Source organism: Micromonospora sp. NPDC053740 (assembly GCF_040677775.1).
GTDB classification, from domain to species: domain Bacteria; phylum Actinomycetota; class Actinomycetes; order Mycobacteriales; family Micromonosporaceae; genus Micromonospora; species Micromonospora alfalfae.
Genome location: NZ_JBFASO010000004.1, coordinates 318,232 through 338,097, shown reverse-complemented (window position 1 = coordinate 338,097; position 19,866 = coordinate 318,232). Strand labels below are relative to the sequence as shown.

At 68.8% G+C, this 19,866-nt stretch carries 20 protein-coding genes and 1 pseudogene; 13 read left to right on the top strand and 8 right to left on the bottom strand.

Translation table 11 applies throughout. The features are described from left to right. Nucleotides 1-199: 199 nt before the first annotated feature. The 9 genes and pseudogenes from glgX to AB0K35_RS14340 all read left to right on the top strand — a co-directional run bounded on the left by glgX (nucleotide 200) and on the right by AB0K35_RS14340 (nucleotide 11,945). Nucleotides 200-2,317 (top strand): glycogen debranching protein GlgX, encoded by a 2,118-nt coding sequence (gene glgX / locus AB0K35_RS14380; protein WP_238672071.1) that lies wholly within the window; start codon nucleotides 200-202, stop codon nucleotides 2,315-2,317. Nucleotide 2,318: 1 nt separating this feature from the next. Beyond that, a complete protein-coding gene (gene treY, locus AB0K35_RS14375) occupies nucleotides 2,319-4,625 on the top strand; it encodes a malto-oligosyltrehalose synthase (RefSeq protein ID WP_363885570.1) in 2,307 nt (768 codons plus the stop codon). Continuing rightward, nucleotides 4,622-6,346, top strand: coding sequence for a malto-oligosyltrehalose trehalohydrolase (treZ, locus tag AB0K35_RS14370; protein WP_363885568.1), 1,725 nt, complete (start codon nucleotides 4,622-4,624; stop codon nucleotides 6,344-6,346). Before treY ends, treZ begins: the two co-directional genes overlap by 4 nt. A 50-nt stretch (nucleotides 6,347-6,396) precedes the next feature. After that, entirely contained in the window at nucleotides 6,397-7,587 is a 1,191-nt protein-coding gene (locus AB0K35_RS14365; protein ID WP_363885566.1) for a helix-turn-helix domain-containing protein, read from the top strand. A gap of 124 nt (nucleotides 7,588-7,711) precedes the next feature. Next, nucleotides 7,712-7,873 carry a hypothetical protein gene (locus AB0K35_RS14360; protein ID WP_238672078.1) on the top strand — a complete coding sequence of 54 codons (162 nt, stop codon included), beginning with the start codon at nucleotides 7,712-7,714 and terminating at the stop codon, nucleotides 7,871-7,873. 349 nt (nucleotides 7,874-8,222) lie between these two features. Beyond that, the gene (locus AB0K35_RS14355) at nucleotides 8,223-8,615 is read left to right on the top strand and encodes a hypothetical protein (protein WP_363885564.1); all 393 of its coding nucleotides are present in this window, start codon (nucleotides 8,223-8,225) and stop codon (nucleotides 8,613-8,615) included. Between the two features lie 622 nt (nucleotides 8,616-9,237). Next, nucleotides 9,238-10,428, top strand: a pseudogene (locus AB0K35_RS14350) (helix-turn-helix domain-containing protein). Nucleotides 10,429-10,552: 124 nt separating this feature from the next. Next, nucleotides 10,553-10,714, top strand: a complete 162-nt coding sequence (locus tag AB0K35_RS14345) for a hypothetical protein (protein ID WP_363885562.1) — start codon at nucleotides 10,553-10,555, stop codon at nucleotides 10,712-10,714. Then, nucleotides 10,662-11,945 carry a helix-turn-helix transcriptional regulator gene (locus tag AB0K35_RS14340; protein WP_363885560.1) on the top strand — a complete coding sequence of 428 codons (1,284 nt, stop codon included), beginning with the start codon at nucleotides 10,662-10,664 and terminating at the stop codon, nucleotides 11,943-11,945. The genes AB0K35_RS14345 and AB0K35_RS14340 overlap by 53 nt, the downstream gene beginning before the upstream one ends. 40 nt (nucleotides 11,946-11,985) lie before the next feature. Here the strand turns inward: AB0K35_RS14340 and AB0K35_RS14335 are convergent, their stop codons facing one another. Further along, a complete protein-coding gene (locus tag AB0K35_RS14335; RefSeq protein ID WP_363885558.1) occupies nucleotides 11,986-13,032 on the bottom strand; it encodes an aldo/keto reductase in 1,047 nt (348 codons plus the stop codon). Between the two features lie 72 nt (nucleotides 13,033-13,104). On the opposite strand from AB0K35_RS14335, the gene AB0K35_RS14330 reads away from it, so the two are divergent. Beyond that, complete coding sequence (locus AB0K35_RS14330) at nucleotides 13,105-13,641, top strand: TetR/AcrR family transcriptional regulator (RefSeq protein ID WP_363885556.1); 537 nt, start codon at nucleotides 13,105-13,107, stop codon at nucleotides 13,639-13,641. Nucleotides 13,642-13,796: 155 nt separating this feature from the next. After that, nucleotides 13,797-14,162: a VOC family protein gene (locus AB0K35_RS14325; protein WP_363885554.1), complete on the top strand. Its 366-nt coding sequence runs from the start codon at nucleotides 13,797-13,799 to the stop codon at nucleotides 14,160-14,162. On the opposite strand, the gene AB0K35_RS14320 is transcribed toward AB0K35_RS14325, so the two are convergent. Together AB0K35_RS14320 and AB0K35_RS14315 are read right to left on the bottom strand one after the other, a co-directional pair. Beyond that, on the bottom strand, nucleotides 14,159-15,373 hold the full coding sequence (locus AB0K35_RS14320) for a DUF6357 family protein (protein ID WP_363885552.1): 1,215 nt from the start codon (nucleotides 15,371-15,373) through the stop codon (nucleotides 14,159-14,161). The genes AB0K35_RS14325 and AB0K35_RS14320 overlap by 4 nt on opposite strands. Before the next feature lie 4 nt (nucleotides 15,374-15,377). Next, complete coding sequence (locus AB0K35_RS14315; RefSeq protein ID WP_363885550.1) at nucleotides 15,378-16,031, bottom strand: hypothetical protein; 654 nt, start codon at nucleotides 16,029-16,031, stop codon at nucleotides 15,378-15,380. A gap of 199 nt (nucleotides 16,032-16,230) precedes the next feature. Here AB0K35_RS14315 and AB0K35_RS14310 point away from each other — a divergent pair, with 199 nt between their 5' ends. Beyond that, complete coding sequence (locus AB0K35_RS14310) at nucleotides 16,231-16,572, top strand: GlsB/YeaQ/YmgE family stress response membrane protein (protein ID WP_363885548.1); 342 nt, start codon at nucleotides 16,231-16,233, stop codon at nucleotides 16,570-16,572. Nucleotides 16,573-16,614: 42 nt separating this feature from the next. Here the strand turns inward: AB0K35_RS14310 and AB0K35_RS14305 are convergent, their stop codons facing one another. After that, complete coding sequence (locus AB0K35_RS14305; protein ID WP_363885546.1) at nucleotides 16,615-17,004, bottom strand: hypothetical protein; 390 nt, start codon at nucleotides 17,002-17,004, stop codon at nucleotides 16,615-16,617. Between the two features lie 79 nt (nucleotides 17,005-17,083). On the opposite strand from AB0K35_RS14305, the gene AB0K35_RS14300 reads away from it, so the two are divergent. Next, nucleotides 17,084-17,416 carry a hypothetical protein gene (locus AB0K35_RS14300; protein ID WP_238672090.1) on the top strand — a complete coding sequence of 111 codons (333 nt, stop codon included), beginning with the start codon at nucleotides 17,084-17,086 and terminating at the stop codon, nucleotides 17,414-17,416. A gap of 217 nt (nucleotides 17,417-17,633) precedes the next feature. On the opposite strand, the gene AB0K35_RS14295 is transcribed toward AB0K35_RS14300, so the two are convergent. The 4 genes from AB0K35_RS14295 to AB0K35_RS14280 form a co-directional block, all read right to left on the bottom strand. Next, a complete protein-coding gene (locus AB0K35_RS14295) occupies nucleotides 17,634-18,056 on the bottom strand; it encodes a DUF2089 domain-containing protein (protein WP_238672091.1) in 423 nt (140 codons plus the stop codon). Nucleotides 18,057-18,067: 11 nt separating this feature from the next. Next, nucleotides 18,068-18,325, bottom strand: a complete 258-nt coding sequence (locus AB0K35_RS14290) for a hypothetical protein (RefSeq protein ID WP_238672092.1) — start codon at nucleotides 18,323-18,325, stop codon at nucleotides 18,068-18,070. Next, the gene (locus AB0K35_RS14285) at nucleotides 18,325-18,702 is read right to left on the bottom strand and encodes a DUF2089 domain-containing protein (RefSeq protein WP_238672093.1); all 378 of its coding nucleotides are present in this window, start codon (nucleotides 18,700-18,702) and stop codon (nucleotides 18,325-18,327) included. The genes AB0K35_RS14290 and AB0K35_RS14285 overlap by 1 nt, the downstream gene beginning before the upstream one ends. A 266-nt stretch (nucleotides 18,703-18,968) precedes the next feature. Continuing rightward, entirely contained in the window at nucleotides 18,969-19,853 is an 885-nt protein-coding gene (locus AB0K35_RS14280) for a S41 family peptidase (RefSeq protein ID WP_363885543.1), read from the bottom strand. Between the last annotated feature and the right edge of the window lie 13 nt (nucleotides 19,854-19,866).

Genomic DNA, 19,866 nt, shown 5'->3' with positions numbered 1-19,866 from the left:
AAAGTCCATCGGGACCAAGAACGCACCTCGAAAAGGGTCATCGTGACGGAGGACACCTGAGTGGTGTAGCGCGCATCAGACGGGTGGTTTCCGCCCACCGCCTGAAAGGATGGATTGGCGCGTCCGGGCCGGGGGCACTACCTGCGTGCGCGCGGGCGATCTCGGCCGGTGCGCACATAACCATGGTCTAAGGAGCGACATGCAGGTCTGGCCGGGCGAGCGGTACCCCCTGGGCGCCACCTACGACGGGATGGGCACCAACTTCGCCATCTTCTCCGAGGTGGCCGAGCGGATCGAGCTGTGCCTCTTCGACGAGTGGGACACCGGCGCGGAGCGCCGCGTCGAGCTGCGCGAGGTGGACGCCTACGTGTGGCACGCGTACCTGCCGGGCATCGAGCCGGGCCAGCGCTACGGCTACCGGGTGTACGGCCCGTACGACCCGGCGAACGGGTTGCGCTGCAACCCGCACAAGCTGCTGATCGACCCGTACGCCAAGGCCATTGACGGTGACGTCCACTGGGACCCGGCGGTCTACGACTATGACCTGAACGAGCCGGAGCGGATGTCGGAGACCGACTCGGCGCCGTTCATGCCGAAGTCCGTGGTGGTCAACCCGTACTTCGACTGGGGCAACGACAAGCCACCGCGCACCCCTTACCACCATTCGGTGATCTACGAGGCGCACGTGCGTGGGCTGACCATGCGGCACCCGGACATCCCGGAGGAGCTGCGCGGCACGTACGCGGCCATCGCCTCCCCGCCGATGATCGACTATCTGACCCGGCTCGGGGTGACGGCGATCGAGCTGATGCCGGTGCACCAGTTCATCCACGACAACCGCCTCGTCGACCTGGGGCTGCGCAACTACTGGGGTTACAACACCATCGGCTTCTTCGCCCCGCACCACGGCTACTCCGCGCTGGGCCGGACCGGCCAGCAGGTGCAGGAGTTCCGGGGCATGGTGAAGGCGCTGCACGCGGCCGGCATCGAGGTCATCCTCGACGTGGTCTACAACCACACCGCCGAGGGCAACCACCTCGGCCCGACGCTGAGCTTCAAGGGCGTGGACGCCCCGAGCTACTACCGGCTCAGCGAGGAGGACCGGCGCTACTTCGTCGACTACACCGGCACCGGCAACAGCCTCAACGTGCGCAGCCCGCACTCACTGCAACTGATCATGGATTCGCTGCGGTACTGGGTGACCGAGATGCACGTCGACGGCTTCCGGTTCGACCTGGCCGCCACCCTGGCCCGCGAGTTCTACGAGGTGGACAGGCTCTCCACCTTCTTCGAGGTGGTGCAGCAGGACCCGGTGGTCAGCCGGGTGAAGCTCATCGCCGAGCCGTGGGACGTCGGCCCCGGCGGCTACCAGGTGGGCAACTTCCCGCCGCTGTGGACGGAGTGGAACGGCAAGTACCGCGACACGGTGCGGGACTTCTGGCGCGGTGAGCCGGCCACCCTCGCCGAGTTCGCGTCCCGCATCTCCGGTTCCGCCGACCTCTACCAGGACGACGGCCGCCGACCGTTCCACAGCATCAACTTCGTCACTGTGCACGACGGGTTCACCCTCAACGACCTGGTGTCCTACAACGACAAGCACAACGAGGCCAACGGCGAGGAAAATCGCGACGGGGAGAGCCACAACCGGTCCTGGAACTGCGGGGTCGAGGGCGACACCGACGACGAGGCGGTCCTCGCCCTGCGGGCCAAGCAGCGGCGCAACTTCCTGGCCACACTGATGCTGTCGCAGGGCGTGCCGATGATCGGTCACGGTGACGAGTTGGGCCGCACCCAGCACGGCAACAACAACGTCTACTGCCAGGACAGCGAGCTGGCCTGGGTCGACTGGGACAACGTCGACGAGCATCTGCTGGAGTTCGTGCAGACGCTCACCGCGTTCCGCAAACGCCACCAGGTGTTCCGGCGTCGCCGGTTCTTCACCGGTCTGCCGGTGAACGGGCGCGGCATCGACGAGCCGCTGCCCGACCTGGCCTGGCACACCCCGGACGGGCGGGAGATGACCGGCGAGGACTGGGGCAACGACTTCGGCCGCTCGGTGGCGCTCTTCGTCAACGGCGAGGGCATCCGCGAACGCGGCCAGTACGGGCAGAAGCACCACGACGCGTCGTTCCTGCTCTGCTTCAACGCCCACGACGCGCCGCTGGACTTCACCATGCCCGGCAGCGAGTACGGCCAGAAGTGGGAACGGGTGATCAGCACCGCCGAACCCGAGCCTGGCGATGCCACGGTGATCAGCGCGGGCGGCACCATCCGGGTGCCGGACCGGTCCCTCGTCGTGTTGGAGAGGACGATCTGACATGCCGGCCACCCCTCCCACTTCCACCTACCGCATCCAGGTCCGCCCCGGCTTCGACCTGGACGCCACCGCCGCGGTCGTCGACTACCTGGACGACCTCGGCGTCACCCACCTCTACACCGCCCCACTGCTGACCGCCACGCCCGGCTCTCAGCACGGCTACGACGTGGTCGACCACCGGGCCGTCAACCCGGAGCTGGGCGGGGAGGCCGCCCGGCAGCGGCTGCTGCGCGCGCTACGCGACAGGCAGCTCGGCCTGGTCGTCGACATCGTGCCCAACCACGCCGGAGTCGCCGTCCCGGCCGCCAACCCCGCCTGGTGGGACGTGCTGCGCCGGGGGCGCGACTCGACGTACGCCGACTGGTTCGACATCGACTGGGACCGGGGCCGGCTGCTGCTGCCGGTGCTAGCCGACGACGAGGCAGCCCTCGACGACCTCAAGCTTGTCGACGGGGAGCTGCGCTACCACGAGCACCGCTTCCCGATCGCCGACGGCACCGGCGATGGCACCGCCGCCGAGGTGCACGACCGGCAGCACTACGAGCTGGTCTCCTGGCGGCGCGGTGACGCCGAGCTGACGTACCGCCGGTTCTTCGCCATCGCGGGCCTGGCGGGTCTGCGCGTGGAGGACCCGGCGGTCTTCGCCGCCACCCACGAGCTGATCCTGCGCTGGGCCGCCGCCGGGGAGGTCGACGGCATCCGCGTCGACCACCCGGACGGCCTGCGCGACCCGGCCGGCTACCTGGCCCGGTTGCGGGCCGCCGCGCCCGACGCCTGGCTCGTGGTGGAGAAGATCCTTGAGTACGGCGAGGAGCTGCCGGACTGGCCGGTGGACGGCACCACCGGTTACGACGCCCTGGCCATGGCCGGCGGGCTCTTCATCGACATCGACGCCGAGGGCGACTTCACGGTGCTGGACACCCAGCTTGCCGGCCGGCGTACCTCCTGGGAGAACCTGACCCACACCACCAAGCTGGCCGCCGCCACCCAACTGCTCGCCGCCGAGCTGACCCGGCTGGCCGCCCTCGTCCCCGAGGTGCCCACCGAGCAGGCCCGCGCGGCGCTCGCCGAGCTGGCCGCCGCGTTCGACGTCTACAGGGGCTACCCGCCGCACGGAGCCCGGCACCTCGCCGCCGCCCGCTCCGAGGCCGGCCGCCGCCGCCCCGACCTGGCCGCCGCCCTGGACGCGATCACCCGACGGCTGCGCAACCCCGACGACGAGTTGGGCATGCGGTTCCCCCAGCTCACCGGCGCGGTGATGGCCAAGGGCGTGGAGGACACCGCGTTCTACCGCTGGACCCGGTTCGTGGCGCTCAACGAGGTCGGCGACAGCCCCACCCGCTTCGGGGTGCCACCGGCGGAGTTCCACCGCTTCGCCGCCGCCCAACAGGTCCGTTGGCCGGCCAGCATGACCACCCTCTCCACCCACGACACCAAACGCGGCGAGGACGTCCGCGCCCGGCTCGCCGTGCTCAGCGAGCTGCCGGGCCGGTGGGCCGAGCAGGTCAAGACCTGGATGGAGTACGCCCCGCTGCCCGACCCGGCGTTCGCCCACCTGCTCTGGCAGACCGCCGTCGGCGCGTGGCCGATCGAACGGGAACGGCTGCACGCGTACGTCGAGAAGGCCGCCCGGGAGGCCGGGGCCTCGACCAGTTGGGCGGACCCCGACCCGGTCTTCGAGCAGGCGCTGCACGACGTGGTCGACCTGATGTACGACGACCCGAGCCTGCACGACGAGCTGACCGAACTCGCCGCCGCCATCGCCCCGGCCGGCTGGTGCAACTCCCTCGGGCAGAAGCTCATCCAGCTCACCATGCCCGGGGTGCCGGACACCTACCAGGGCACCGAGCTGTGGGACAACTCCCTGGTCGACCCGGACAACCGCCGCCCTGTCGACTTCGACGTACGCCGAGAGTTGCTGGCACGCATCGACGGCGGCTGGCGTCCCCCGATCGACACCGACGGAGCGGCGAAGCTGCTCGTCGTGTCGCGGACCCTGCGGCTGCGGCGGGCGCACCCGGAGCTGTTCACCACCTACCGGCCGGTCCCGGCGCAGGGGCCGGTGAGCCGGCACGCGGTGGCCTTCGACCGGGGCGGGGTGATCGCCGTGGCGACCCGACTTCCGCTGGGCCTGGCACGTGTCGGCGGGTGGTGCGACACAGCCCTGTCACTTCCCGTTCACGAGATGAAGGACCTGTTCACCGGCCGGGTCTACAGTGGCGGAGAGACGCCGCTGGACAATCTTCTGGCCGATTACCCCGTCGCTCTGCTGGCTCCTCCCACCGCTGCCGAGGAGGCCGTTTCATGACCGAATTCTCCGTCTGGGCACCGGACGCCACCCGGGTGCGGCTGCGCCTGGCCGGCGACACCGACCACGAGATGCGCGCCGCCGACGACGGCTGGTGGCGGGTCGAGGTGCCCGACGCCGGCCTCGACTACTCCTTTCTGCTGAACGACGACGAATCCCCACTGCCCGACCCCCGGTCACCGTGGCAGCCTGCGGGAGTGCACGGGCCGAGCCGTCGCTACGACCATTCCGCGTTCCAGTGGACCGATTCCTCGTGGACGGGCCGGCAGTTGCCCGGCAGCATCCTCTACGAGCTGCACATCGGCACCTTCACCCCGGACGGCACCTTCGACGCGGCCATCGACCGCCTCGACCACCTGGTGTCGCTGGGCGTCGACCTGATCGAACTGCTCCCGGTCAACGCCTTCAACGGCGAACACAACTGGGGGTACGACGGCGTCTGCTGGTACGCCCCGCACGAGCCCTACGGCGGCCCCGACGGCCTGAAACGGTTCGTCGACGCCGCCCACGCGCGCGGGATGGGGGTGATCCTCGACGTTGTCTACAACCATTTCGGGCCCTCCGGGGCCTACGCGCCGCAGTTCGGGCCCTACCTCGCCGAGCAGAGCAACAGTTGGGGCCGCTCGGTCAACCTGGACGGCCCGCACTCCGACGAGGTACGCCGCTACATCATCGACAGCGTCCTCATGTGGCTGCGCGACTACCACGTCGACGGACTACGCCTGGACGCCGTGCACGCCCTTCACGACTCGCGGGCCGTCCCCATCTTGGAAGAGCTGGCGGTCTCCGTCGAGTCGCTGTCGACGCACCTGGGGCGGCCGTTGTCGCTGATCGCCGAGTCGGACCTCAACGACCCGCGGCTGATCACGCCTCGGGAGGCGGGCGGCTTCGGGCTGCACGCCCAGTGGAACGACGACGCCCACCACGCGCTGCACACATTGCTGACGGGGGAGCGGCAGGGGTACTACGGCGACTTCGGCTCTCTGGAGACGCTGTCGGACGTGCTGACGGGTGGGTTCTTCCACGCGGGGACCTGGTCGAGCTTCCGTAACCGGCACCACGGGCGGCCCTTGGACTCGCGGGTGCCTGGGCATCGCCTTGTCGCTTACCTCCAGAACCACGATCAGATCGGGAACCGGGCCACCGGGGATCGGATCTCTGTTTCGTTGTCGCCTTCGCTGCTGCGTGTTGGAGCTGTGCTGCTGCTGACGGCGCCGTTCACTCCGATGCTGTTCATGGGGGAGGAGTGGGCGGCCTCCACGCCCTGGCAGTTCTTCACGTCGCACCCGGAGCCGGAGTTGGCTTCCGCGGTGCGCACCGGGCGGCGGCGGGAGTTCGCCTCGCACGGGTGGCCAGAAGGGGACGTGCCGGACCCGCAGGACCCGGAGACGTTCGTACGGTCCCGGTTGGACTGGGCTGAGCTGGACAAGCCTGAGCATGCTTCGATGTTGTCGTTCTACCAGCGGCTGATCGCCTTGCGTCGGTCCTCTTCGGACCTGTCGGATCCACGGATGCACGAGGTGTCGGTGCAGCACGGGGACCAGTTCCTGGTGATGCGGCGGGGGGACACGCTTGTGGTGGCGAACTTCGCCGGGCGGGGGCAGGGTGTGTCGCTGCCTGGGGTGGCGCGGCGGGTGCTGCTGGCTACGGGGGAGGGGGTCACGGTGATGCGGGACCGGATCGAGCTTCCGGCGGAGACTGCGGCGATCGTGGCGCTCTGACGTCGATGCCAGTTGCCTGAGGGGATGCACACCTGGGGGTTCGCGAAATCATGGTGACGAAGCCAGACACCATCGGTGCCAGGATCCGGTACTGGCGGATGCGTCGTGGGGGGATGACTCAGGCCGTCTTGGCGGGGCTCGCTGGTGTCACCCAGTCATACGTGTCGCAGGTCGAGTCTGGTCGGAAGACCATCGACCGTCGCTCCACTCTGGTGGCTCTTGCTGCCGCACTTCAGGTCACGGTGGCCGACCTGCTCGGTCAAGGCACAGAGTCCGGCGACCCGGCCCGTGAGAGCGCCGCCGAGTACGTGCCGGCGATCTGGTCGGCCCTGATCGAGATCGAGGACGGCGAGCGCCGCCCGTCGACCTACACAACGGAGCGCCTGGCCGCCGAAATTGGCCGTGCCGAACAGCTCCGCACGTCCTCCAACTATCCAGCAATGGCTCGTTTGCTCCCCGGCCTGCTGCTTGAAGCCGCCGCCGTAGGCGGCACCGTGCTCGTCCAGGTGGCCTACCAGGCCGCCACCTGCCTGCGGAATCTCGGCTACCGCCACCTGGCCCTCAACGCCGCCCGGCTCGCTGGGGCGGTCGCCGAAGACGCCGAAGACCCGGCGTGGATTGCTGCCTCCCGCTTTGCCTATGCGCAGAGCCTACCCATCGAATCCGCATCAGTGGCGGCCCGTGCAGCCGACCGGTCACTGATCGAGCTGCAAGCCGACGCTGCCGATGAGCGTGTGCGACAGATGCTCGGACAACTACATCTCTCGGCCGCGTTGACGTCGACGGTGAGCGGTCGTCTAGACGTGGCACGCGATCACCTTGCCGAGGCGGCCCGCGAGGCGGCGACGCTTGGGGATCCAGCCGACGGCGCTGGCTTCAACGGCTGCGGATTCGGACCGACAAACGTTGGGCTGTGGGAGATGTCGATCGCGGCCGAGCAGGGCGAGTCCGGCCGGGTCATTGAGCTGTCTCGGACAGTTCGCCCGCAGGTTCTCGCGGCGTCGATCCGCCAGCAGTCTTACTGGCTCGACCTCGGTCGCGCCTTGGCGGACGGCGGGCGGCGGGATCCCGAAGCCCACGCCGCGTTCGTGCAGGCCGAGCGGGCGGCGCCGATCCCGTTCGCCATCAATCCCCTCGCCCGCGATGCCGTGGTGACCCTGGCCCAGCGCGCTCAGCGCCGAGCCATCCCCGACGAGTTGCGCCTGCTCGTCGGCCGCATCGGTATCAACCTGGCCGCATAACCGGAAGTAATCAGCCCATCACCAATCAGCCCTACTGTCCGGTTTGGGACGTGAACGCGTCCTGATGGTCCAGCGCGGCAACGGTCGATCCTGAGCTGCTGGGCCTCCATCGGAGGAGGCGGGGATGAGCGGTCAGGACGACAACGCTCCGGAGGACAACGGCGAGGCGGCCGAGCGGGAAGCTGCCAAACAGCGGCTCCTGGCTCAGGCCGAGGCGGAGCGCGTGCCCGTGGATGACGCGACCCGCGCGGTCCCGGACCGGCGGTGGCGGCGTGACCAACGATGACCTCCCGATCGGCCGCCGGGTGGCGAGCTGGCGGGTGCGGCGGTCGATGACGCAGCAGATGCTTGCCGACCGGTTGCGCAGGTCGAAGAGCTGGTGGACAAGATTGAGCGGGGCGCCGTCGGGTGAGAGCACGGTCGGCTCCACCGTGGGCGGTGATCGGATGCGGGCAGGCCGTGGTGCCATCCGACAGATACCACTCTGAAACTACCTCAATCGTCATCAGACTCAGGTGGACGCCAGCTTCCGAGTGACCCGCCCGGACTACGTCGTTTCAGGTGGTTGACCTGTCAATTTTCCGCCGGTAGTTTAAATCCACAACGACAGACATCTATCTAAGAGCAGGTGAACCGTGCTGTTGAAATCCATCGCCATCGCCATCACCGCGTCCGTCGCAGGCGCGCTGGCCGCCGCCCCCGCCGCCTCGGCGGCAGCACCCGGAGTGTCGGTACAAGGCGCGGGGTCCGGGAACTGCCCGCAGGGCATGCTCTGCATCTGGCCCAACTGGAATCACCCGCCGCAGGGTCCCGTGGAGACGCCGTCTCTGACGACCAACAGCGAGTGGACCGGCAGCATCCAGGGATTCAACTTCTACAATGGCACAGGCCGCGACGCCGTAATATCCGGGTTCATGCTCGGCTCGTCGATTCCCTTCAAGAACTGCGCTCCTGCCGGCGGGACCGGGGGCGACCTGTATATACCGGTCAACGTGACGAAGGTGACTTGGCAGCTGACCCCCTGCTGATCCTCCACTGGGCCTTTCCGAGTAGTGGCTTGGAGTAGCTGGCTCGATCAGCGGTCCGGACGCGCCCGGATTCGTTGCCCGCAGAACCCCGTATGAAGGTGGTCCTTCCCAGGATCACCGTCATCGAGGTTCTGCGTCGCTATGAGCGTCGTGGGCAATCGCCGACAACGGCCTCGTCGTGGGCTCCACCACCGATTCTCGACTGCGCCCAGCGAGTTGAACCGACTGCTGAGAAGGCCGGCACCAGGGTCGAGCGCGCTGAACCATCAAGCGGAGCAGCGCTCGAGCGATTTCTCATTCAAATGACAGCGCTTGTCGAGGCGCGTGGTGTATTGCCTGCGAACGACGACGAGCAACCTTCCGTGGTGATGATCGGATGCCGGTCATCGGCGGATTCGGGGGCCGTGCGGGCACCAGTACTAGGCACTCGGCTGGCTCGTTCAGGTCATCCGGCAAACCCTAGCCAACTCTGACGATTGAGTTGGGCCAAGTGCAGATGAGCCTGCGACGCCTCTCGGGGCATTCAGCGGCATCACTTGGCTGCTGTCGGTGTACCGTCCAAACGTGCGGGATAGCATGGCGTGGCCGCTGTCCTGGTCCTCTACCTGGGGTGGGTGTAGGCATGGTGACGAAGCCGGACACCATTGGGGCCAGGATCCGGTACTGGCGGATGCGCCGGGGCGGCATGACGCAGGCCGTTCTCGCTGGGCTCGCGGGCGTCACCCAGTCGTACGTGTCGCAGGTCGAGTCGGGGCGGAAGACCATCGACCGCCGCTCCACTTTGGTGGCTCTCGCTGCCGCGCTCCAGGTCACGGTCGCCGACCTGCTTGGCCAGGGCACGGAGTCCGGAGATCCGGCCCGTGAGGGCGCGGCCGAATGCGTGCCGGCGGTCTGGTCGGCCCTGATCGAGATCGAGGACGGCGAGCGCCGCCCGTCGACCTTCACAACGGAACGCCTGACGGCCGAGATCGCCCGTGCCGATCAGCTCCGCAATTCGTGCAACTACCCGGCCATGGCCCGCATGCTTCCGAGCCTGCTGCTCGAAGCCGCTGCCGTGGGAGGTGCCTCCCTCGCTCAGGTTGCTTACCTAGCCTCTACCTGTCTTCGGCACCTCGGCTATCGCCACCTGGCCCTCAACACCTCCCGGATATCCGTGTCGGCTGCTGAGGACGTCGAAGATCGAGCGTGGATCGGCGCATCCCGGTTCATCTACGCGCAGAGCCTGCCGATCGAGTCCGCCCGCTTGGCCGCCAGAGTCAGTGACCGGTCGCTGGTGGAGCTTCAGGGCGACGCCTCCGACGTCCGGGTGCGGCAGATGCTTGGTCAGCTCCACCTCATGGCAGCGCTGGCCTTGACCGTGGACGGTCGCCCGGACGTTGCCCGCGACCACCTCGCGGAGGCCGGCCGTGAGGCGGCGAGTCTGGGAGATCCGGCCGACGGAGGCGGCTTCAACGGCTGCTGCTTCGGGCCAACCAATGTGGGGCTCTGGAAAATGTCCATCGCGGCTGAGTAGGGCGAGTACGGCAAGATAATCGAGCTGTCCCAGACGATCCGCCCGCAGGTGCTCAAGGCGTCCAACCGGCAATTGTCGTACTGGCTCGACATTGGGCGAGCGCTGGCAGACGGCGGTCGGCGAGATGCAGAAGCCCTCGCCGCATTCGTGCAGGCCGAGCGGGCGGCGCCGATCCCGTTCGCCATCAACCCCCTCGCCCGCGATGCCGTGGTGACCCTGGCCCAGCGCGCCCAGCGCCGAGCCATCCCCGACGAGTTGCGCCTGCTCGCCGGCCGCATCGGCATCAACCTGGCCGCGTAACTGCCAGTAATCACTGCATCACCAATCCGCCCTACTGTCCGGTTTGGGACGTGAGCACGTCCTGATGGTCCAGCGCGGCAACGGTCGACCCTGAGCTGCTGGGCCTCCACCGGAGGAGGCGGGGATGAGCAGTCAGAACGACAACGCTCCGGAGAACAACAGCGACGCGGCCGAGCGGGAGGCCGCCAAACAGCGCCTCCTGGCCCAGGCCGAGGCGGAACGCGTACCCGTGGATGACACGACCCGCGCGGTCCCGGACCGGCGGTGGCGGCGTGACAAACGATGACATCCCGATAGGCCGCCGCGTGGCGAGCTGGCGGGTGCGGCGGTCGATGACGCAGCAGATGCTCGCCGATCGGTTGCGCAGGTCGAAGAGCTGGGTGTACAAGGTCGAGCGGGGTGCCCGCGCCCTGGACCGGTACTCGGTGATCCAGGAACTGGCCCACGTCCTGCGGGTCGACCCGGAGGTGCTGCTCGGCCAGCCGCGGAGCACCCCGGCGGGCACGCCGGACGGGGTGGACGACATCCGGGCCGCGCTCGCCCGCTATGACATCGCGCAGGCTCCACCGCAGACGGACGAGCTGAGACGGCAGATCGGGCATGCCTGGTTGACCTATCAGCACGCGCACTACGGGCAGTTGGTGCGCCTGCTGCCCTGTCTGCTCGACGCCGCCCAGGGTGCGCGGTCGGCGGAGCTGCTGGTGCAGGCGTACCGGATCACCTCATCGCTGCTGGTCAAGCTCGGCGAAGCCGACCTGGGGTGGCTGGCCGCCGACCGGGCGATGACCGCAGCCGGCGACGACAGGCTCCTCGCGGCGGCAGCAACCATCGAGGTAGCCCAGGCGCTCCGCGCGCAAAACCGCGACCGCCTGGCCCTAACCGCGCTGCTCCCCACCGCCAACCGCGTCCTCCCACAGTTAGCCAACCCCGGTGATCAAGAGGTTTGCGGGCTCTTTGGCGATCAAAATTGCCCGAAACCTCTTGATCACGAGAGCGGGAGCGGGGGTGATGGGCAGGGCGGCCACCGGGGGAGGGCGGTGGGTGGGACGTTGCTGGCGCAGGCCGCGCTCGCTGCCGCCGGCTGTGGCGAGCACCGCCGCGCCGACGAGCTGACCGACCGGGCGGCAGGGATCGCCGCCAGCCTGAGGGGGTACGACGACACGCACCGCACCAGCTTCGGGCCGGTCGCCGTTGAGCTGGCGCGAGTGCTCGTGGCGGCACAGCGGGGTGACGCCGCCGAGGCGCTGCGGAGGCACTCGACAGTGGTGCGGCGGGAGGGGTGGCGGCGGTTGCCGGCCGAGTACCGGGGCGCGTACCTGGTCGACGTCGCGCGGGCGTACCTCCAGGTGGGTGACCTGCGTGGGGCGGCACGCGCGTTGGTGGACGCGGACAGTGTCGCGCCGGCTGAGGTTCGGTGCCGGCCGTTGGCGCGTACGGTGATCGCCGATGTTGCCCGCGCGCGGCCGGCGCCGGCCGGCGTGGCGCGACTGGCGACGCTGGTCGGCCTCACCCGCTGACCATGCGCTGTGCCGGCAGCCTGGGGACGATGCCGCGTCCTCAGATGGCGGGAACGGGAGGAAGGTCGAGCAGGGTGCGGTCACCGTCGACGCCCTGATCCAGTGCGGCCGCGACATCCTCGTGCGGGGCTCCGGGCCGGACGGCACTGACGTCGTCCAGACGCCGGTAGTGCTGGTCGCTGAGGTCGAGGTCGAGAGACGTCAGGTATTCCTCCAGCTGGGTCAAGGTGCGCGGGCCGACGATCGGGATCATGGCCGTGGGGGCCAGCGCGGCCCGGCGATGCAGCCAGGCCAGGGCGACCTGGGTCGCGCTCACACCGAGTTCCTCGGCAATCGCCAGTACGGCGTCGACGACGGCGGTGCGCTGCGCCGTGCCTTCGACCCTGTCGCCCCGGGCGGTCAGCCGGCCCTGTGCACCCTGTCGATACTTGCCGGTCAGCAGGCCGCCGGCCAGCGGGGAATAGAGGACCGCGCCCAGGCCGTGGGCCTGCGCCATCGGCAGCAGCTCCCGGTCGGCGGAGCGTTCGGCCAGGCTGTATTCCGTCTGTATGCCGACCAGGGGGGCCAAGCCGCGTAGGTCGGCGTGGACTGCGGCGCCGGCGACTCGCCAGGCGGGGAAGTTGGACAGGGCGCCGTGCAGGATCTTGCCGGAGCGGATCAGGTCGTCGAACCCGGCAAGGATCTCCTCGATCGGTGTGACGCCGTCGGGGAAGTGCGGCATGAAGATGTCGACGTAGTCGGTGTTCAGGCGGCGCAGACTCGCCTCGAGAGACCGGACCATGATCTTGCGGCTGTTGCCGGTTGTGCCGGGGCGCGGCTGGGCTTGCCTGCTCCCGCTGTACTTGGTGATGATCACGAAGTCGTCCCGCTGACGCCCGAGTAGCCCGCCCAGCACGCTCTCGGCCTCCCCGTCCCGGTACAGGTTGGAGGTGTCGAAGGTGGTGCCGCCGGCGCTGACGAAGGCCTCGAAGATCTGTCGTGAGGCCTCCGGGCCGGCGCCGGCGTCCGAGGTGCTGAAGTTCGCTGTCCCGAGCGCGTACTGCGACACGCGCAGTCCGGTCAGGCGGCCGAAGGTCTGGTAGCGCATGGAGGGCTCCTGAGTTCCGGTGCGAGGAGGTACGCTCTCGACAGTAGCAAGAAAAACGAGGGGTCACTCTTTATGCCCAGGGTTAGTCAAGCGCATCTCGACTCTCGCCGCCAGCAGATCGTGGACGCCGCCCGCGCTCGGTTCGCCAGCCACGGCTTCGCCCACACGTCGATGGCCGACATCGTCTCCGAGTCCGGGCTCTCCAATGGAGCCATCTACCGGTACTTCACGAGCAAGGACGAGATCGTCGTCGCGGTCTGCGAGCAGGGGACCGACGCGCTGCCGAGGGCGCTCACCGCCGAGGCGGTGGGGGGTTTCCTCGAGCATGTGCGTACCCAGGCCCGGGACGCCCACCATGCCCGGTTGGTTGCCCAGATCTACGCCGAGGCGGCGGTATCGCCGCTGCTGGCCGCAGTTGTGCAACGACAGCTCTCCGCCATGCGGGCCGCGATCGCCGAGCTGGTGCCCGACCGTCAGCGCCCGCGAGCCGGACAAATCGCCGAAGCGTTCGTGGCCCTCTGCGTCAGTTACAGCCTGCAACTGGCGGTCCGCGGCGACGTGGACCCCGCACCCTATGCCGCAGCGTTGATGGCGATCATCAACGACTAGGCGGGCGCGCTGCGCCGGATCGCTGCCGGCCCGCGAACCCTCGTCCGGCGTCCGGGTGTCGGACGGCAACCTCGCGGAGGTGGTCGAGCGCAAAAAAGAGCAGACCGTCATTTTGAATGCTAGGGTCGATCAGTATCCCGCCCTCTGGAGGAGCCATGCCGGTAGCTCACATCGCCGCGATCAACCTGGACTGCCCCGACCCGGCCGACCTGGCCCGCTTCTGGGCCGCCATGCTCGATGGTGAGGTCGCGGTCCAGACACCGGACTTCTGTGCGGTCAAGGCGCGTTCGCTGATCCTCGGCGCCGTTCGCGTCGACGACTACCGGCCACCGACCTGGCCCTCCGGCGAGCGGTCGCAGCAGATCCACTTCGACCTGGCCGCCGACGACCCCGACACCCTCGACGACGCTGAGGCGCGCGCCATCGAACTCGGAGCCGTCAAAGAAGAGCAGCAGTTCGGGCCGGACCGTTTTCGCGTCCTGCGCGACCCGGCCGGCCATCCCTTCTGCCTACGCCGCTAACCCGGCGGGTCCGACATCCAGGGGCCGTGTTGGTCGAGTGCGGCGCAGCCGCCGCGGACGAAGGCGCTCACCAGGTTGCGGTACCCGCCGATCCCGTCGACCAGGCGGTACTCGACCTGGTACTGCGGATCCGACCCAGCTTGTCGCACGGTCGTGATCCGGGCGATGGAGTCCGCGTAGAAGTGCAGCTGGATCCCCTCGCCCATCTTCTCGTCCTCGATGGTGAACACGTCGTTGTCCCCGGCGGAGCGATCGGCGACGAACTCCCAGAATTCGGCGGAGGCGGTGCGAGGGCCGTCCCGTAGCCACGTCTTCCCGACGCCCTTGTCGTCGGTGAAGGTCAGGGGCGTCTTTCTCGCGCTCTCACCGAGGCCGCCGGCAGCCTCCGGGTCGTCCACCGGGCCGCTGCGGGAGCGGTCCGCAGCCTCCGAGCACATCAGGAAGCTCACCGTCCGCACCGCGTCGTCGACGAGTTCGGGGTACGCGCGGCGCACGGCGTTGTCGACCGTCGCCGTCATCCGGCCCCAGTCGCGCTTGTCGGTGGCCCGGTGTCCCCGCCGCGGGTCGAGACCGATCCGCATCCCGGCGCACGCCTGCTCGGCAACGGCGATCACCTGGATGACCTGGGGCAGGAGTGCGGGGTCGACCGCGTCGGGGCTTCGCCGTGGAATTGTCGCGCCGTGCAGGTACTGGCCCGTGTACCGCAGGATCTGCGCGTCGAGTGGCCCGAGGGTCACGCCCCGCTCGGCACGTTGGCGGTCCGCGTGATGCTCCTGCGCACGCTTCTCGTTCGCCTCCTCCGTCGCCGCGCGCACCGCCTCGCAGACCTGACCGCGCTCCAGGAGGCGGATGTCGGCGCCGTGGGCGACGAGCCGGGTCCGGTCCCACCGGAGGCGCCGAAAGAGCGCGTCGACGTCGGCGGGCGGGGAGAGCAGGACCGGGTCCAGTAGCGCTACGGCGGCGTTCTCGTCGAGCGAGCCCCGGGTGCCGGCGGCGTCGCACAGCGGTAGGACCGCGCTCCACAGCAGCAGGTGCCTGGCCAGGTCCACCCTGATCACCGCAAGGTGGGCTTCGGAGATCGGGAACGTGAAAGTGCGCGGCTCATGGTTGGCGTCGGCACCGGCGGCGAGCATCAGCTTCAGCTCGCCGTCCTCCCGAATGACGCTCGGGATCCAGAGGCTGCCGCTGCGTGCAAAAACGATGTCTGTCACCTGTTCACGCCCACCGTTCGCATTCGGCGTCGAGGCGTGGGTCGCTGCGCACCCAGACCTCGCCCCCGGCGGCATCGGCCGGGGCGTCGACCCGTTCGAGACCGAGGAACTCGATCAACGTGAGCAGTTCGGCTCGTTCGGCCCGGTCGTCGTCGATGTCATGCGAGTCGAAGAAGATGTAGTACTGGTCGGTCGGGTCGACGTAGCCGGAATCCGCCCAGATCCGGCCCACCTCGTCGATCGCCGCCGCCTCCGTCGTGAAGGTGGCGGCGCGGGCGGCACCCCGCATCTCCGGTGCCGCGTCGAGGTCGGAGAGGTCGGAGAACCACTGGCCAAAGTGGTCGAGGCCGGCGTACCCGTTCTCGAAGAACAGCATCGCGCTCGGCAGGTAGCGGTTGGGTCTGTCGACCCGGAGGTGTTCCGACCGAGGGTGGTCCGCGTCAGTGATCCGGGAGATCACTCCCAGGCTGGGCATGAGGACCAAACTCTGCCTCGCCGCTTCGTCGGTGACGGTGTAGGTGTCGGACTCCCGGCCCCGGAAGAACGCGGAGAACGCCACGTAGGCCTCCTGAGGGTCGCCCACCGAGACATGGTGATCGTTGCCATCACCGACGGCGAAGACGAACTGCTTCGGGCCGGGTTTGTAGGGGCGGGCCATGTGCGTCCTCCGCTCAGGTGTCAAAGCTCCGGCAGCGTATTGGATCAGAGCGACATTCCCGCCGGCCCTGATCGTCGGTGTGCTGGGCGCGAGCGACCAACCACCGGCAGGCCCTGAACCGGACCGCGACCGGGGCGGGGTTTCCGGGAACGTGAGATTCGGGCATGTATCTGGGCACTGCTGGAGGGGAGAGACAGCAATGCTGGTAACTGGTTATCTCGGCGCGGTGCTCATCGGCGCCCTCGTCGGCCTGCTCGGACGACTCATCCTGCCGGGGAGGCAACGGATCGGCGTCGTCGCCACGTTCGTCATCGGCGTCGGCTCGGCGGTGCTGGGCACAGTGGTCGCCAGGGCGCTCGGCATCGACGACGGAGCCGGCGTCCAGGTGTGGGTGCTGCGCTGGGACTGGGTGGTGCTCGCGATCCAGGTCGGCCTCGCGATCATCGCCGTGGCGCTGGCGAACATGCTCACCTTCACCCGGCTAGCCGGCGGCGACGACAAGCCCCGTCGGCGGACCCGTCGCAGCCAGGCCAAGAGCTGACCAGCCGAGCCATGTCAGGTAGTCCACCGGTTTGGGCGGTGGTCAGGGAGCTGTCGTCCGCGTCCTACGCCGGGCGAGTGCGTCACGGATGGCGAACACGACGAGGGCGAGCGGCACGAAGACCCAGAGCTGAAGCACCGTGTAGCGGCGCAGTTCCCCGTTGGTGTCGACGCCGGTCAACTCGGAGTCGAGGGCGCCGGGCCGCATCAGCGCGAGCGCGTACAGGGACAGTGGCGCGTAGTTGAGACCCGCGCCGACCAACCACAGGCCGAATGCTCGGGTGCCGAAACCGTTCGCTGACGCCAGTAGCCAGCAGCCCCACGTCACCATCAGCACCACGCCGACGAGGAACTCGGCCAGAATGATCCGCCGTCGGCGCGTGGTTCCTCGGCTGCCGTACATGTCGATGGCCGCCAGGCGACGAACGTTCATCGGATCGATGATGCCATCGGCGGGCAACCTGAGATCGTGGCTCGGGGCGGCCTGGCCAGGCCGCCGTTAGGATGCGGGAATGGGCAGGTTTCTTGCGCTCTTCAACGGCGCGGCTGATGAGGTCGGCAAGGCCGAACTCACCGAACAGCAGCAGACCGAGTTCATCAACGCCTGGGCGTCGTGGGCGCAGGCCAACGAGAAGGCCATCGTCGACCCCGGCGCTCCACTGAACGCGAAGAAGCTGGTCACCGCGCAGGGTGTCGAGGACTTCACCGACGCGCTGACCGGCTACACCATTGTCGAAGCGGGCTCGCACGACGAGGCGGTTCAGATCTTCTCCGGGCACCCGCACCTGACGCTGTTCGCCGGCAACTCGATCGCGGTCCTGGAGTGCCCGCCCCCGCCCAGCTGATCCGCGTCTTCACGTCCCCACGATTCCGCGCACCATCAGGGGTGTTGGTGCCTCACGGCAACCAGCGGAGGGACCACCCGTCCGAGTGGTCCCTCCGCTGGTTGCCGGTGAGTGGCTAGACTTCAGGTTGGCAGTTCACCTGTGCTCTGCTGCGGCGGGCGCAGCCTCGGGAGGGTGTTCCAGCACCCTCTCGAGGGGCCGTCCCATCGGACGACGCCTATTCGCAGAAGACCCGCACTGTGGCATCGGGGGAGTCCACCTCCACCGTCACGTCGTCGAGGTGCTCCACGAGCGCCTCCAACTGCTCGGGCTTGAGCTGCGTCAGGTCGATCGGCACACCCGAGTCGCTGAGTGAGGCGTTGGCCTTGACCAGGGCCTGCGGCGGGACCAGCGCCGCCAGCCGTACGCCAGCTCGCAGCAGTTGCAGTGGCACTCGCACGTTGACCCGCGACGGCTCGCCGTTGTCGGTGGCGTCCACCACCACCCGCAGGTATTTCACCTTGCCCTTCGGCTTGGCGTCGTGGCCTGCCACCGCCGGTGCCTGGTCCCGTTCGAGGGCGGCGATGAGCTGCTCCGCCTCCTCCGCGGTGATCTTGCCGGCGGCCAGCATGTCGAGGATGTCCTTGCGTTGTTCGGTCATGCGAACCTCTCCTATCGGATAGCCACGAGCACGGCCGTGTGGCAGTGCTCGATGTCGAAGCGGGCGCCGGGCAGCGCGGAGATGACGCGCCAACCAGCGCCGAGTGCCCGCACCACACCGATGCGGAACACCAGGCAGGCCACGATCGCCGCGAGCACGACCAGGACCACGACCGGGAAGAGCAGGAGCGCCACGGGGAGCACCGGAACCCAGAAGCGCAGGGGCCGACGGTCTGGGCGGTTGACCTTGACGGTCACCAGCTGCGGCATCACGTCCGGCCGCCCAGCTCGGTCAACGCCTGCTGTGCGGTGATCTCACCGCGGCGTAACCGGTCGATGATGTCGGCCCGCGACGGCGCCGGGTCGGTCTCGACGAAGTCGAGCATCTGTGTGATCCGGTTGAGACGTGACTTGATCGTCGGGTAGCTCACCCCGAAGATGCGTTCCATCTCCTTGATCGAACCGTGGCTGCGCACGAACGCCGTGACGAAGACCTGGTCCTCGACGTTGAGCTGAGCCAGCTGCGGCAGCTCGAACTCGCCCTCGATCGCGACGCCGTTGCTCGCCAGGCGCACCCGCTCGACGACCAACGGCTGCCCCCGAGTCAGGCTGGTCAGCTCCTGCCAGTCCATCGGCTGTTCTGTCATACCTAAAGTTGTATCTTAAGAATCCTCAACTTCCAAGGTCTGGGCCTTAACTTTCTTAATTCCGACTCCAGGTGCTGCGGGTGATCCACTCGCGTTCACGGAAACCGGGGTGTCCGGGCTCGGCGGACACCCCGGTTTCACGGAACCCGAGTCGATCACGCCGGGCCGGAAACGAGCCGCGGCGACGTCTCGGCAGCGAGCCGCGGCGACGTCTCGGGTGTGTGTCGTCGTGCCGTTTTCGGGTGGGCGGCCGCCGACGCGCGTGCCTAGGTGCCGGAGAGGGCCTTGAGCGCCGTGTCGAGTGCCTGGTCCGCCGGGACGGGTACGTCGGGGACCACTCCGACGCCCTCCCAGTTGGTGCCGGTGACGCTGTTGATCGTCCGGGCGGTCGGCACTGTCACGAGGATGTGTGCGGTGACCGGGTGACGGGCCGTCGGATGCGCGCCGCCACGCGTCGTCTCACCGACGACCACGGCCCGGCCGTGCGCCTGAAGGGTGTACGCCACGTCCTCGCCCCCGGAGAACGTCATCGCGCTGGTGAGCACGGAGACCGGGCGGTCCGCGTAGCGCGGTGCGGGCAGGTGCGCGGTCGTCCAGAACTGGCGGGTGGCGCCGGTGGACCGCTCGTAGAAGTCGTTGAGGTGCACCTGGTCGTCGCGGAAGAAGTAGCTGCACCACATCGCGGCGCCCTCCGGTGTTCCGCCGGAGCAGGCGCGCAGGTCCAGGATGAGCGCGGAGCTGAGGGCGACCAGTTGCATGGCCGCGCCGATCGCGGCGGCGCCTTCGTCGGCGTACGCGATGCGCCGCACGTCGATGAGCCCGACGTTGCCGTCCAGGTGCTCGACCCGGCGGATTCCCTGGTTCTCCGTCCTGAGGAGCGCGAGGAACGCGGCCCGTCCGCCGTCCTCGTCGGCGGGATCCAGCGACTGCGGCTGGTCCGACCACAGCAGCCGCAGATGTTTGTCCGGACACGCCTGCTGAAGGTGGGCGGTCACCGTCTCGCAGAGCGCCGGCCCGTCCAGGTCGTTGTACTCACCTGCCGCGAGACGACGGCGGATCGCGGCGTCGATGTCCGCGACCTTCTCGGGGAAGACGTACCCGGCCTCGATCCGGTCCAGGGCCTGTCCGATGATCTGTTCGTTTGAGAGCACGGCGGTCCACGGT